Below are 13,909 nucleotides of genomic sequence, written 5' to 3' on the forward strand. Positions count from 1 at the left end.
CCGGCCCGCCCACCACACCGCATCAGGGGGAAGGACCGTCATGAAGCGAGGGGGGGACCTCGCGGTCACCGTCCTGGCCGGGATCGTCGCGATCCCGCTCGGCCTGGTGATCGCCCTGCTGATCCGCTGCACCACGGGCGGACCGGTGCTCTTCCGGCAGACCAGGACCGGGCTGCGCGGCGAGGAGTTCCAGATCCTCAAGTTCCGCACCATGCGGGACAGGCGGTTCCCCGAGGAGGAGGACGCGCCGCGGATCACCGGGCTCGGCGAGCTGCTCCGCAGGACCAGCCTGGACGAGCTGCCGCAGCTGTGGAACGTCGCACGCGGCGAGATGGGCGTGATCGGGCCCCGGCCCACGCTGCCCGAGCAGGTCGTCCACTACTCCCGCCGCCAGCGCGGCCGGCTCGACGTCCGCCCCGGCCTCACCGGCTGGGCGCAGGTCCAGGGCCGCAACTCGATCACCTGGCCCCAGCGGATCGAACTCGACCTCTGGTACGTGCAGCACCGATCGCTCCGGCTCGACGTGCGGATCCTCCTGCTCACCGTCAAGGTGCTGCTGCGCCCGGCCGGCATCACCGCGGCCGGCGGGGTCAACCCGGGGTTCCCGGCGCCCACCGAGCCTGCCGAGGCCGTCGCGCCCGCCGCGTCCGCGCCCGTCCCCGTCCCCACGCCCGCGTCCCTGCCCGGGTCCGCGCCGGTCCCCGTGCCCGCACCGCCCGCGCACCAGCCGTTCCCCGCCGGTATCGGCCTGCCCCGGCAGGCCACCGGCCCCCGGCAGGCGGTCGCCCAGCGACTGGCCCGGCCCGTCGTCACCGCCGTCGAGGAGGCGTCCTGACGCCGCGACCGGGCAGGACGGCCCGCATGCCTTCCGGCACCGCCCGGCCCGGGCTCTGGATCGCCGGCGCCGGGGGCGTCGGCCGCGAGGCGCTGGACACCGCGCTCGCGGCCGGCGTCCCGGTCGCGGGCTTCCTCGACGACCGCTCGCACGGCGCCACCGTCCGCGGACTGCCCGTCCGCCGGCCCGCCGACCTGGGACGCGGCGCGCCCTACCTGGTCGGCATCGCCGACCCGGCCGTCCGGCAGCGGCTCGCCGCCCTGCTCGACGGGCTGGGCGGCGAGCCGGTGACCCTGGTCCACCCCCGGGCGCTGGTCGCCCCCGAGACGGTACTCGGGCCGGGCTGCCTGGTGATGGGCGGCGCGTACGTCTCCAGCAGCGTCCGGCTCGGCGCGCACAGCCAGGTCCACTACAACGCCACCGTCGGCCACGACACCGTGTGCGGCGAGCGGGTGACGGTCTATCCGGGCGGGAACGTCTCGGGGTCGGTGCTGCTCGCCGACGCCGTCACCGTGGGCTCGAACGCCGTGGTGCTCCAGGGCCGCAGGGTCGGCACGGGCGCCTTCGTCGGCGCGGCGGCCGTGGTGACCAGGGACGTTCCCCCCGGCGAGGTGGTGGTCGGCTCCCCGGCCCGCCCGCTGCGGAGAACCGCGCCCTGAGGCCGGGACGGCCCGGATAGGCTACCGGGCATGGCCATTCCCGAGTTCCTCGCCGACCTGCGCGCCGTGGTCGGCACCCGCATGCTCTGGCTCAGCGCCGTCGTCGCGGTCGTGCTGGACGACGACGGCCGGGTGCTGCTCGTCCAGCGTGCCGACGACGGGCGGTGGACGCCGCCCGGCGGCATCCTCGACCCGGGGGAGCAGCCCGCCGACGGCGCGGTCCGCGAGTGCCTGGAGGAGAGCGGCGTGGTCGCCGTCCCCGAGCGGTTGGTCTCGGTCACCGTCTCGCCCGAGGTCACCTACCCCAACGGCGACCTGACGCGGTACCTGGAACTCGTCTTCCACTGCCGGCCGGTGGACGGCGAGGCGCGGATCAACGACGACGAGACGCTCGCGGTCGGCTGGTTCGGGCTGGACGAGCTGCCTCCGATGGAGGAGAAGGAGCTCGGGTGGATCCGCCACTCCCTGGCGGACCGCGCGGCGGCGGTCTTCACCTGGCAGGGCACCGAGCGCGTCTGACGCGGCGGCGGACCCCGAGCGGCGGGCGGCGGCTACAGCGTGCGGAACCAGGCCGCCGTCTGCTCCAGACCCTCGCGCAGCGGCACCGGGCGGACGTCCGGGAAGAGCTCGCGCAGCCGTGCGTTGTCGGCCTGCGAGTCCCGGACGTCACCGGCCCGCGGCTCGGTGTGCGCGACCTCGACCGGGTGGCCGAGCACCGACTCCAGCTCGCCGACCAGCTCCAGCAGCGAGGTGCGGGTGCCGAACGCGAGGTTCACCGGATCGGCGTGCACCACCCGGCGGACGACCGCGTCGCTGATCACCTGGGCGACCGTGCCGACGTAGGTGAAGTCCCGGCTCTGCCCGCCGTCCCCGTGCACGGTCAGCGGGCGTCCGGCCAGTGCGGCGTCCAGGAAGGCCGGCACCACGGCCGCGTAGGCGTGGCCGGCGGGCTGCAGCGGGCCGAACACGTTGAAGAACCGCAGCGGCAGCACGCCCAGCCCGTAGCAGTGGTGGTAGGCCGCGAGGTACGCCTCGGTGGCCAGCTTGCTGACCGCGTACGGGCTCATCGGCGCGGTCCGCATGGTCTCCCGCTTGGGCAGCTCGCGGTTGGCGCCGTAGACGGAGGAGGACGACGCGGCGGCCACGTACGGCCCGCCGGCCCGGCGGGCGGCCTCCAGGACCTCCAGGGTGCCGGTGGCGTTGGCGTGGTGGCTGGCCAGCGGGTCGGCCACCGAGCGCGGGACGGACGGCAGCGCGGCGAGGTGGACCACCGCGTCGGCGCCGGCGAGGGCCTCGTCCAGCAGCACGCGGTCCAGGACGGTGCCCTCGAAGAGGACCGCCCCCGTCCCGGCGAGGTTGCCCTTGTGACCGGTGGAGAGGTCGTCCACGACCCGCACCTGGCTCACCTCCGGCCGGTCCAGCAGGGCCCGGACCAGGTTGGCCCCGATGAATCCGGCTCCGCCTGTGACGACCACGCGCATGGCTGAGGTTCCCCCCTCCGACCACCGGGCCCGCTCGGCCGGTTCTGCGCCGATGGTAGCCGGGCGGTCACCGGCTGTGGGGTGGAACCCCGAGAACGGCCGGAACCGGCGGAGCGCCGAGAACGGCCGGAACCGGCCGGGCCCGGGAACCGCCTGAACCGGTGGATCCGCCGGTGGAACCGCCGGCGGATCCACCCGGGGCCGCACCGCTCGGGGCCGCCCGGGGCTGCTCGGGACCGGCCGGTCGGGGCGGCGCTCAGCCCTTGTGCTGGCGGTAGGCCTCCTCGGCCGCGTCCAGCACGGCCGCGAGGTCGCCCCCGGCCGTGGCGGTGGCCACCGCGGCCACCGAGCCCTCCACGAACGGGGCCTCGGCGAACCGGACGGGGAACGGCAGCCCGTGCTCGTCCGCGTCGGAGAGCAGCGCGCGGACGGTCGCGACCGCGCTCCCGAGGTCGGCCAGGATCACCACGCCGTGCCCCTGGTCGACCCGGCGGGTGGCGGCGGCCACCAGCACCGCGCTGATGCCGGGACCGTCGACGAGGTCCCCGCCGGTCGCGGCGACCGGCGCGGGCGAGTCGGAGTCGGCGAGCGAGAGCGCCATGGCGCGGACGGCGGCGGCCAGCTCCTGGCTGTGCGAGACCAGGACGATGCCCACCCGGCCGTGTGCGGGCGGGCGGCCCGGGGCCGGCCGGGGCAGCGGCGTGCGGCCGGGCGGGGTGCGGGGCGCCGGAGGGTGGGCCGAGGGAGCCTCGGAGATGGGGATGACATCGGCGCGGGTGCCGTCCCGGCGGCTCATCGGCTGCTCCTGGGGGAGTGTGGCGGGGCGGGGGCGGTGGGGGCGTTCCACACTCTGGCAGCTCGCCCGCCGCCCGTCCGTGCGGGACACGCCCTAGCACAGCCGGGGCGGTGGCGGGCCCGCTGACAGGCTGTCGGCCCCGGCCGGGGGAGTCCCGGGCATCCCGCTGACCGGGGCGGCGACCGTGACTAGGCTGGGCCCGTCCAGGCCGTCGGGAGGAGAGACCAGTGGTGGCAGCCAACAGCGGGACCGAGGTGGATGCGGTGGAGCCCGTGGAGCTCGGCGTGAACGGGAAGCCGAAGGTGGACTTCGCGGGGGCCACCTGGCTGTGCAGCAGCCAGGGTGTCGGGGACGTCCAGATCGCCTTCGTGGACGGCTACATCGGGATGCGGGACGGCCGCCAGGAGGACGGCCCGGTCCTGGTGTTCACACCGGCCGAGTGGCGGGCCTTCGTGCTCGGTGCGCGGGACGGCGAGTTCGACCTCACCTGAGGTCCGGGCGGTTCCGGCCGGCGGCCGGACCGGTCCGTCGGACCGGGCGCCGCGACCGGGTGTCCGGCCCCTTCGGGGGAGGTTCGGAGCGCGTCCGGTGCCGGCCCGGACCCCCGGGTCGGCACCAAGGTCTCTGCTGGTCATCTTTCTGATCACATTTGAGCGCGCGCCGTCATAATTTCTGTTGACTGTTAGACAAACGCAGCTCAGAGTATGAGCACAGACAGACGCCGTGCCCACCGCCCCCACGCGGCCAGACACGGCGCCTGCTGTGTAACCCGACAGCGCTGCCGGGCTTCCTCCCAGTCATCCCCTGCGCACCGGGGTGCGTCGGCCGGTCCCGGCCCCGAAGGGCCGGCAGTCGCCGGGAGGTGTGGCGCCGGAACCGAGAGCTACTCGGAGACCGGTGCCTGTGCTCGGGACCCGCACGCCCCCACGCGGCGGCGTCCCGAGCAGGTCCACGGGAGCGACGGGCCGGGGCCCCGCGGACCTTGCTTGTGTGCATGGAACTGTTGGCTTGTGTGCTGTGCTGTGTGCGACGACGAAGCTGGGTGCTCGGCACTTCGGCACGACGGTGTGCACAGTGAGGGATACGCGTGTAGGGCCGCGTTGCGACATGCCGTCCCCCCGAAGGGTGAAACCCAGAACGGCTGTCGTGCTGAACCGAACGTAGCCCGGACGGTTGCTCAGAGTCAACATTGGTCTCTGAGCGTGGATCTCCGTCCGGCGCCCCACCCACCCCGTGAGCGTGGTGTGCTTGGCACGTACGATGTTCCCATGTCTTTTCTCCGCCGTCGCTCCGGCCAGCCCACCGGCCCGGACTTCGACGTGCTCGCCATGGATCCGGGCGACTGGCCCGGTGACTTCGGTGCGGCCATGATGACCGGTCCCGACGGCTCCTGCCAGGGGATTTTCCTGCGCTACGACCTGTTCGGCGGCAGAGGACCGGCGATGTTCATCGGCAATCTCCCCGAGGGATCGCCGGCCCGGGACACCGGGGACAGCGTGCCCTTCGAGGTCCGGCAGCTGCTCGCGGCCCTGGAGGACGAGGAACCGGTCGAGTTCGTCTCGGCGGAGGACTTCCCGGTCCTGCTCGGGGACGACCTGCTCATCGTGAAGAAGGTCAAGGTCAGCGAGGGCCGGGTGTTCTGCTCCCAGTTCGGCCGGAGCGACGGAGTGCAGGTCACCATCGCCTCCTGGGACCGACCGATTTCGGACGACCTCTACCAGTTGCTCAAGCCGCTGCCCGCGGACATGTTCCAGCAGGGCTGATCGGTCGCCGGAACCCTGCCCCGGAGGGCAGGGTTCCGCTTCCCGTTCGGTGCACCGCCGGGTGGCCCGTTCCGGCCCACGGGCGCTGCTTGACGGTTTCGATCACGGCTTCGTACAGTCGCGAACATGTCGTGCCGTCTTCCGCTGCTGACCCGCCGCAGCTATCTCGACCTGCGGCGTACCGCCAGCGCTGCGTGTCCGGGCTACTGAGGGGGATTCGTCCCCGAGGCGGCGGGCGGCCGGCCGAGCGGTCGGCGCCGATCCGGGGGCGGGCGTTCCGCTGACCTCCGGGGCCGCCCACCGGTACCGCGCGCCAGTCCGGCGTGCCGCCCGCAGATGCCGAGCCCACGCTGCCGCCCGGAGGCACCAGCACCATGACCACCACCGCTGCCGACCAGTCACCCGCCGCCCAGTCGCCTGTCGCGGCCGCGCTCGCCGGACTGCCCCGGGTCGTCGATCTGCTGGCCGCGCGGGCCGAGGAGCACGACCGCGACGCCACCTTCCCGTACCAGGGCATCGAGGCGGTGCACGAGGCCGGGCTGCTCACGCTGACCGTCGACCGGCGGTACGGCGGCCCCGGCGGCACGCTCGCCGACACCGTCCGGGTGCTGGCCCAACTCGGCCGGGGGGACGCCTCGGTGGCCGTGGTCACCGCGTTCACCCTGCTCCAGCACGCCGAACAGGCGCGAGTGGCGGGCTGGCCGACGGCCGGCTACCGGCGGCTTCTCAACGAGTCCCGACGCGGCCCGGCGCTGGTCAACACCCTGCGCGTGGAGCCCGGCGGCCGGACCGGGGCGCCGCCCGCCACGATCGCCCGGCGGGACGGTGACGGCTGGCTGCTCAGCGGCCGGAAGACCTACTGCACCGGCGCCGAGGCGCTGGCGTGGATGGCGGTGACCGCGCGGACCGACGAACCGGTGCCCCGGATCGGCACCTTCCTGGTCCGCGGCGAGAGCGAGGGCCTGGAGATCGACCCGACCTGGGACCAGCTCGGCCTGCGCGCCAGCGCGAGCCACGACGTGGTCCTGGAGGAGGTGCATGTCCCGGCGGAACTCGCGCTGGGCCTCACCCCGCCGAAGGGTGGAACCGTGAAGGGCGGGGCCGCCGCTCCCGGAGCCGCCGCCGAGGCCGTACCGGCCGCCGAACTCGGCCGCGCCTGGCACGATCTGGCGCTCTCCGCGGTGGCCGTCGGGGTCGCCCGCTCCGCCCAGGACTGGCTGGTCCGCTTCCTGCACCAGCGGACTCCGGCCAATCTGACCGAGCCGCTCGGCAGTCTGCCCCGGTACCGTTCCGCGCTGGGGGAGATCGAGGCCCAGTTGATCGGCGCGGAGGAACTCGTCCACGGGTTGGCCCCGAGGGTGGACCGGGCCGAACCGGACGCGGTCGCCCGTACCGGGCCGGCCCATCTGCTGGCCTCCCGGGCCGCCATCTCGGCCGTCCAGCAGGCCGTTTCGCTCACCGGCAACCCGGGCCTGAGCCGGCGTCACCCGTTGGAGCGCTACCTGCGCGACGTGCTGAGCAGCCGGGTCCACCTGGCCCCGGACGAGGCCGTCCTGGAGGCCGCCGGCCGGGCGGCGCTGGAGCGCGGCGCCCGGCCCTGAGCAGGGGGACCGGCCCGCTCAGCGGGTGCCGACGGCCGCCCGGACCGCGCGGCGGGCCAGCGCGGCGTCGTCGTAGAGCCGCCGGATCATGATCCGCTGCTCCTCGCCGGCGCCCGGCACGTCGTAGAGCCGGATCTCCCGCATCAGCACGAGGACCAGGTTGACCAGGAACGCGTCCCGGGCCATCGTGCCGCCGCTCTGGGCGAGTTGGCTGATCTGGCGGCGGGCCGCGGTGTCCCCGGAGAGCACGCTCCACAGCACCGCCAGGTCGTACCCCGGCAGGTACCAGCCAGCCTGCTCCCAGTCGACCAGCACCGGACCGGAGGGCGCCAGCAGCATGTTGCTGAGCAGCGCGTCCCCGTGGCAGAGCTGGAGCGGGACGTGGCCGAGCCCGTGCAGGAGGCCGCGCAGGTCGCCGGCGTCCCGGTCGGTGAGCTGGCCCACCGAGTGGTACCGGGCGATCTCCAACTGGTAGTCCAGCCGTGGCTGGAACACGTCGGTCGGAGGCCGCCAGAGGTTGAGCGTCCGGACGGCGGTGAGCAGCGCCCGGACCTCGCCCGGGGTGGGCGCGTTGACCGGGTGGCGCTCGCGGGCGGCCGGACGGCCGGGAACGCGCTCCATGACGAGCACGCAGCGGTCGTGGTCGGCCGCCACCAGACGGGGCAGCCGCACCGGCGGTCGGTGCCGGACGAACGCCCGGTAGACCGCGACCTCGTGGTGGAAGTCGCTCACCAGCTGTTCGAAGTGCTCGCTCCGAACCGCCTGCGGGGCCAGGCACTTGGCCACCACCGGCGCGCGGCCGATGGTGCCCGCCACCAGGATGTGGCGGCTCCCCTCACGCAGCACCTGGCGAGGGGTGAACGCGGGGCATATCCGGGCGACACCGGCGAGCGCGGCCCGTACGGCGGGGGTCTGCAGCGCCGCGGGGTCGATCCGTTCCTGGACGCCGGACTGGCCGGGGCGGAGCGGCGGGCGCAGCATCCGGCCGTCGCCGGGGCGGGCGGCGGGGATCCGCGCGCCGGGCGCCCGGGTGCCGACGGGGAGGGCGGAATCCGGCGCCCGCAGGCCCAGCGCGGTCCGGGCGGCCTGGCCCCGCGGGTCCGCGGACCGGCCGTCGGCGCCGCGGGGGGCGGCGGGCCGGGTCGGCGGCACCTGCTTCGGTCCGGGACGGCCGGTGGCTGCGGTGGGGGGGCGCAGCGCCGCGCGGGTCGCGGTCGGCGTCGGGGAGGTCGCTGAGGAGTACATGGGGTGAGGGAGGTTCCTTCCTGTCCGTCTGCGGGTGAGCCCCGCCGGTGCGGGGAGGGCCGGTGCCGCGTGCTTCCTGGCGTGACGGCGGCCCTTGCTCGGTCCGGTGGGTGGTGCGCGGGCTCCGGGCACGGACGCCGGGGTCGGAACCCCGTGCTGCGGCGGTGGACCGGCCGTCCGCACCCTGGGGAATGCGGTCGGCCGGTACTGCCGTGGCCGTGCCCGGCGCCCCCGCGCCACCCGGCCGCGCCACCCCCTCGGGTGAGAACCGGGGACGTTCCGCGACCCGAAGGGGGGAACCCCTCCAGGGCCTGGAACACCGCCCGACCCGGGGGTCGGGGTGGCGCACCTCTACATCACACCCGAATGCCGGTGGTTGGTAATGTGGCGGGCCCTGGCGAAGCCTGGCGAATGCTCGCCTGGCACATGACGGAGCCTCTAGCCTCGAACCAGCCGAGGAACCTGGGGGCTTCACGTGAGCAGGGGACCCAACACCCGACTCGCCGATCTGTTCGTCCTGACCGGATGGTCGAAGGGCGAGCTCGCGCGGCTGGTCAATCGGCGCGGTGCCGCGATGGGACAGCAGCAGCTGTCCACCGACACCTCGCGGGTCCGGCGGTGGATCGAGCAGGGCGAGGTCCCGCGCGACCCGGTGCCGAGGGTGCTGGCAGCTGTGTTCACGGAGCGGCTCGGCCGTGTCGTCACCACTGAGGACCTCGGTCTGGAACGACACCGGCCCACCAGGAACGGAGCGGCGCAGTCCGCCATCTCGTCGTTATGGGAGCCGGATCGAACGGCCGCGGTCCTCACCGAGTTCACGGGAATGGACCTCATGCTGAACCGACGTGGATTGGTGGGCGCGGGTGCTGCGCTCACGGCCGGGGCGGTCGTCGCCGACTCCCTGAAGGGCTGGCTGGGCGGGGACGCGGTCGCGTACGCGGCCTCGGCGCCCGGCCCGAGACCGGTGGTCGCCCAGGGCGGCGCCCGCCCGGTGGTGGACCTGTACGACGCGGGCCCGGTGGGGCCCGGCGAGGTGGAGGCGCTGGAGCGCTCGGTCCAGGTGTTCCGGGCCTGGGACGCGGCCCGGGGCGGCGGCCTGCAGCGGAAGGCGGTGGTCGGCCAGCTCAACGAGGTGGGCGGCCTGCTGACGCACCGCCACGGCGCCGCCGTGGAGCAGCGGTTGTGGCTGGTCGCGGCCAACCTCGCGGTGCTGGCCGGCTGGATGTCGCACGACGTCGGCCTGGAGCCGACCGCGCAGAAGTACTTCCTGCTCGCCGCCGAGGCGGCGAAGGAGGCGGGCGACCGGCCGCGCGCGGGGGAGGCGATCTCCCGGGCGGCCCGGCAGATGGTCCACCTCGGGCGGGCCGACGACGCGATCGACCTGATGGCGGCGGCCAAGTCGGGCGGCGGTGGCCGGATGCTGCCCAGGACCCGGGCGATGCTGAACACCGTGGAGGCCTGGGCGCACGCCTCGATCGGGCACGCGCAGGCGACCCGGCGGCTCCTCGGGGAGGCCGAGGACCTCTTCGCCGAGGAGGTCACCGGTCCGCCGCCGTCCTGGATGCAGGTCTTCGACGAGGCGGAGCTGCGCGGGATGCAGGCGCTGGTGCTGCGGACGCTCGCCGAGCACGACGCGTCGGCCGCGGCGGACGCGCGCCGGCACGCCGAGCGGGTGATCGCGCTGCGCGAGGGTACGGGGCAGCTGCGTTCGGCGCTGTTCGACCGCATCACGCTGGCCTCGGTGCACTGGATCACGGGGGAGCCGGACGCGGCGGACTTCCAGGTGAAGATGGTGATGAACCTGATCGGCCAGAACTCCTCGCACCGGACCTGGGACCGGTTGCGGGAGATGTACCGGCTGACCGCGCGCTACCGGGGGGTCCCGGCGGTGGACGAGCTCAGGGCCGAGCTGGGGCGGGAGCTGCGGTCGGCGGACGCGACGAACCGGCCGCGGCCCGCCTGAGAGCCACGCCGTCCGAGAGCCGGCTGCTTCAGGGCCGACCCGGTTCGGAGCCGGGCCGGATCGGCTGAGGGGCCCGCTGCCCCGACGGTCGCGCGGTCCGAGGGGCGAGTTGTCCCGACGGTCGCGCTGTCCGACGATCGGTCCGCCCGTGGGTCGCCGTGTCGGGTGCCTGCCCGCCGGCCGCCGTCTGCCGGGCGGGGGAGCGGACCGGATCTTGCCCGACAGGCAAGCTCTAGGAGGAGTGCGCCCGGCGGAGCAGCATGCGCAGGGCGGTCACGGTGCCGTCGGTGCCGACCACGGGCTCGCCGGTGTACTCGACCGTGTCGTGCCCGCCGCCGGGGCGGCGGACCTGGAGGGTGCCGAAGGCGTGCCGTCCGTGGACCAGGGCGTCGGTCATCATCCGGCGCAGCTGGGGGCGGTCGGCCTCGTCCAGCCGGTCGGGCAGGCGGTCCAGGCTGAGCGGGCCGCGGCCCGGGTCGCAGCCGAGCAGCCGGTAGGCGTCGGCGGACCACCGGGCGTCGTCGGTGAGCAGGTCCCACTCGGCCGAGCCGACGGTGGCGGAGTCGGGCGGCGCCTGCGTGGTGCCGTCCACTCTCTCGCCCGCCGGGCCGTCGCCGCCCGGCTGGCCGTCCCCGTGCGCCGGGCCGTCCCCGCCGGGCGGGCCGCCGGCCGCAGTCCTCGCGCCGAGCGCTCCGGTCGCGGCCGTCACGGCGGCCGGCGTGGTGGCACCGGCGGCGCGGGGTGGGCGGGTGACGGTATTCGGCATGATCATGGCAAGTCCAATGGTCCCGAGGTGATGGGCGGGCCGGCCGGATGGTGAAGTCGACTGTCGCACAGCGGCATCACCCTCGTGGGCGATTTGGACAGAACGCAGGCAAATTTCCCCCGGCATATGCCAGTGCGCACAAAGGGTCGGTCGCCCTGTGTGCGGCGGGGTGCCCGAGGCGGTAACCTTCGGTGATTCCGGCGCCCGGGCGCCCACCGCAGTACCCACCAGAGACCCCGGCGACGGAAATCCCGTTGCCACTACGACCGCCGCAACGGATGCTGACCTCATGTTCGAGCCAGTGATAGCACCTAGTGCCAGCCTCCTCGGCCTCCTTCAGCGAGGTCGCGGTGACGGGCAGCTCCATGCGCTGGCCGCCGACCGCACCGAGGCCATCGCCGCGTTGGAGGAGTGCGTCACCAGGGATCCGAGAGCCGACTGGCAGGTCGAGAACCGCTCCCTCTACTACGCGCGCCTCTACATGGAACTGGAGGCGCCGCTCGACGGCATCGAGGACCACCTGCACTCACCGGAGGACCTCCTCGACGAGGACGAGTCCCGGACCGGCCTCGCGCTCTCCGTCCTGGGCCACCTCGCCGCGTACGGCCGGCGCGACGCGCTGCTGATGCTCCGCGAGTACGCCGCCACCGGCACCAACTGGGCCTGGGCCCTCGACGAGCTCGCGCTGCGCGACGACGACCGCGGCCTGCTGCTGCTCGGCACCGCCGTACTGGACCGCTTCGCGCCGGGCCCCGAGGGCGACGCCGAACTGCGGGAGACCATCCGGTCCGCCTACGAGCCCCGGCCCTGGCGGCTCTGGGCGGCGTACCACCCGCGGGTCGCGGCGGCCGGCGAGCAGTCCCCCTTCGACCTCTGGCAGCGCCAGCTGAACCGCAGCGGCGTCACCCCGGGCTGGTCCACCGCCGACGTGCTCGCCTGGGCCGACCAGGGCGAACTCGGCAGCCTGCGCGCCACCGCCTTCGCCGGCCGGCCGGACCGTACCGAGCCGGCCTACGACCTGCGGGACGGCCGTGACGCCACCGGCCCCGACGCCGTGGACCGCCGGGCCGCCGCCGCCGCCCGCTGCCTGACCGCCGTGGTCCGGCCCGAGGACCGCCCCGCCGTGCTGGAGGCCGCCCGCTCCGGACTGCCCGGCGCGCGCCGGGCCGCCCTGCGGCACCTGGTGGACCAGCGGGACCCGGCCGCGGCCGACCTGATCGAGGCGGCCGCCTCCGACGTGGACGACCGGTTGGTCCGGTTCGCCCTGGAGCTGATCGGCCGGATGCGCGGCCCGGAGGCGCTGGTGCACGCCCGCCGCTGGGCCGACCCGGCGACCGGCGGCGCCGACAGCGCCCTCGGCGAGGCCGCCGTCCAGCTGCTGGCCGACGCGGGCGAGCCCGCCGACGGCCCGCTGGTGGTGGCCGGGCTGCGCCGGTGGATCTCGGTCCGCGGAGTGGCCGGCGCCGGTGTCGGGCTCGGGACGCTGGTCGACGGTGCGGGGCGGCTGACCGTCGCCGCCGCCGTCCCGGTCCTGCGCCACATCTACGGGGAGTCCGCCTCCTCCGACCTGCGCGGCCGCGCCGCCCGGGCGCTCGCCGTGACCGACGTGCACTTCCCCGAGGGGCCGGCCGTCGAGTGCCTCTGGGACTGCGAGGAGTCCACCCGGGAGCTCGCCGCGAGGCACGTCGCCACCACCGGCGACGCCCGCGTGCTGGAGCGCCTGCGCCGTCTCGCCGCCGATCCGGCCGAGGAGGCCGAGGTCCATGCCGCCGTCCGGGGCAGGTTGACGGCCGCCCGGGAGCGGAGCCGGTAGGCGTCGGTGACGACGAGTTCGTCACGACCGGTTCGTCATGACGGAGCGGGCCGGTCCACCTGGTGAGGTGGACCGGCCCGCTCCGTCGTTCGTCGGTGGAACGCGGTTCTACCTGCGGCCGCGACCCTGCCGGTGGGAGGTCACTTGGCCACCACGCCGGCGTCGGGCGTCAGCGTACCGACGGACACCAGGACGATGATCAGGATCCCGAGCGCGATGCGGTAGACCACGAACGGCATGAAGCTGTTGTTCGAGATGTACTTCAGGAACCAGGAGATCGCCGCGTAGCCGACCACGAAGGCGATCGCGGTGGCCAGGATGGTCGGTCCCCAGGCCGGGGCCGGACCCTCGCCGATCTTGAACAGCTCCAGCACGCCGGAGGCCAGCACGGCCGGGATCGCCAGCAGGAACGAGTAGCGCGCCGCCGCCTCGCGGCTGTAGCCGAGCAGCAGGCCGGCGCTGATCGTGCCGCCGGAGCGGGACACGCCGGGGATGAGCGCGAGCGCCTGGGCCAGGCCGTAGCCGGCCGCGTGCGGGAGGGTCAGGTCGGTGATCGGCTTGGCGTGCCGGACGGCCCTGGTCCGGTCGGCGATCGCCAGGACGATGCCGAAGACGATCAGCGTGGTGCCGATGATCCGCAGGTCGCGCAGGTCCTTCTCGATGGTGTCCTGGAAGAGCTTGCCCAGGATGCCGATCGGCAGGGTGCCCATGATCACGAACCAGCCCATCCGGGCGTCCTGGTGCGAGCGGAGCGCCGGCCGGAACAGCGAGAGCGTCCAGGTCTTCACGATCGAGGCGATGTCGCGGCGGAAGTAGATCAGCACCGCGGTCTCGGTGCCGAGCTGCGTCACGGCGGTGAACGCAGCTCCCGGGTCCTGCCAGCCCAGCAGGGCGGGGAAGACCCGGAGGTGGGCGCTGGACGAGATCGGCAGGAACTCGGTGAGCCCCTGGATCAGGCCGAGGACGGCCCCGTGGAACCATTCGATC

General features: G+C 74.8%; 13 protein-coding genes. 8 read left to right on the forward strand and 5 right to left on the reverse strand.

All coding sequences use genetic code 11. From position 1 onward, the window contains the following. The first annotated feature begins 40 nt into the window (after positions 1-40). From ACFWIC_RS20010 to ACFWIC_RS20020, 3 genes are read left to right on the forward strand one after another with little or no spacing between them, the layout of a single operon-like run. Entirely contained in the window at positions 41-835 is a 795-nt protein-coding gene (locus ACFWIC_RS20010; RefSeq protein ID WP_380519600.1) for a sugar transferase, read from the forward strand. 26 nt (positions 836-861) lie between these two features. Continuing rightward, a complete protein-coding gene (locus ACFWIC_RS20015; RefSeq protein WP_329949277.1) occupies positions 862-1,494 on the forward strand; it encodes a NeuD/PglB/VioB family sugar acetyltransferase in 633 nt (210 codons plus the stop codon). 30 nt (positions 1,495-1,524) lie between these two features. Further along, on the forward strand, positions 1,525-2,013 hold the full coding sequence (locus ACFWIC_RS20020) for an NUDIX domain-containing protein (protein WP_329885240.1): 489 nt from the start codon (positions 1,525-1,527) through the stop codon (positions 2,011-2,013). Between the two features lie 32 nt (positions 2,014-2,045). Here the strand turns inward: ACFWIC_RS20020 and ACFWIC_RS20025 are convergent, their stop codons facing one another. Continuing rightward, positions 2,046-2,975, reverse strand: coding sequence for an NAD-dependent epimerase/dehydratase family protein (locus ACFWIC_RS20025; RefSeq protein ID WP_380519601.1), 930 nt, complete (start codon positions 2,973-2,975; stop codon positions 2,046-2,048). Between the two features lie 256 nt (positions 2,976-3,231). Beyond that, on the reverse strand, positions 3,232-3,771 hold the full coding sequence (locus ACFWIC_RS20030; RefSeq protein WP_380519602.1) for a PTS-dependent dihydroxyacetone kinase phosphotransferase subunit DhaM: 540 nt from the start codon (positions 3,769-3,771) through the stop codon (positions 3,232-3,234). A gap of 263 nt (positions 3,772-4,034) precedes the next feature. On the opposite strand from ACFWIC_RS20030, the gene ACFWIC_RS20035 reads away from it, so the two are divergent. The 3 genes from ACFWIC_RS20035 to ACFWIC_RS20045 all read left to right on the forward strand — a co-directional run bounded on the left by ACFWIC_RS20035 (position 4,035) and on the right by ACFWIC_RS20045 (position 7,135). Next, on the forward strand, positions 4,035-4,262 hold the full coding sequence (locus ACFWIC_RS20035) for a DUF397 domain-containing protein (protein ID WP_380363265.1): 228 nt from the start codon (positions 4,035-4,037) through the stop codon (positions 4,260-4,262). 777 nt (positions 4,263-5,039) lie between these two features. Then, positions 5,040-5,534 carry a hypothetical protein gene (locus ACFWIC_RS20040; RefSeq protein WP_329885237.1) on the forward strand — a complete coding sequence of 165 codons (495 nt, stop codon included), beginning with the start codon at positions 5,040-5,042 and terminating at the stop codon, positions 5,532-5,534. Positions 5,535-5,908: 374 nt separating this feature from the next. Further along, positions 5,909-7,135 (forward strand): acyl-CoA dehydrogenase family protein, encoded by a 1,227-nt coding sequence (locus tag ACFWIC_RS20045; protein WP_380363262.1) that lies wholly within the window; start codon positions 5,909-5,911, stop codon positions 7,133-7,135. Between the two features lie 18 nt (positions 7,136-7,153). Here the strand turns inward: ACFWIC_RS20045 and ACFWIC_RS20050 are convergent, their stop codons facing one another. Continuing rightward, on the reverse strand, positions 7,154-8,380 hold the full coding sequence (locus ACFWIC_RS20050) for a phosphotransferase (RefSeq protein WP_355402967.1): 1,227 nt from the start codon (positions 8,378-8,380) through the stop codon (positions 7,154-7,156). A gap of 475 nt (positions 8,381-8,855) precedes the next feature. On the opposite strand from ACFWIC_RS20050, the gene ACFWIC_RS20055 reads away from it, so the two are divergent. Further along, on the forward strand, positions 8,856-10,343 hold the full coding sequence (locus ACFWIC_RS20055) for a hypothetical protein (protein ID WP_329949272.1): 1,488 nt from the start codon (positions 8,856-8,858) through the stop codon (positions 10,341-10,343). A gap of 232 nt (positions 10,344-10,575) precedes the next feature. Here ACFWIC_RS20055 and ACFWIC_RS20060 read toward each other — a convergent pair whose 3' ends face one another. After that, positions 10,576-11,115 carry a hypothetical protein gene (locus tag ACFWIC_RS20060; protein ID WP_329949271.1) on the reverse strand — a complete coding sequence of 180 codons (540 nt, stop codon included), beginning with the start codon at positions 11,113-11,115 and terminating at the stop codon, positions 10,576-10,578. Positions 11,116-11,398: 283 nt separating this feature from the next. Between ACFWIC_RS20060 and ACFWIC_RS20065 the strand changes: the two genes are divergently transcribed. Next, complete coding sequence (locus ACFWIC_RS20065; protein WP_380519603.1) at positions 11,399-12,922, forward strand: HEAT repeat domain-containing protein; 1,524 nt, start codon at positions 11,399-11,401, stop codon at positions 12,920-12,922. A 140-nt stretch (positions 12,923-13,062) separates the two neighbouring features. Here ACFWIC_RS20065 and ACFWIC_RS20070 read toward each other — a convergent pair whose 3' ends face one another. Next, complete coding sequence (locus ACFWIC_RS20070) at positions 13,063-13,908, reverse strand: undecaprenyl-diphosphate phosphatase (RefSeq protein WP_380359109.1); 846 nt, start codon at positions 13,906-13,908, stop codon at positions 13,063-13,065. Position 13,909 lies beyond the last annotated feature (1 nt).

This window comes from Kitasatospora sp. NPDC127035 (assembly GCF_042726075.1).
In the GTDB taxonomy this organism is placed as follows: Bacteria; Actinomycetota; Actinomycetes; order Streptomycetales; family Streptomycetaceae; genus Kitasatospora.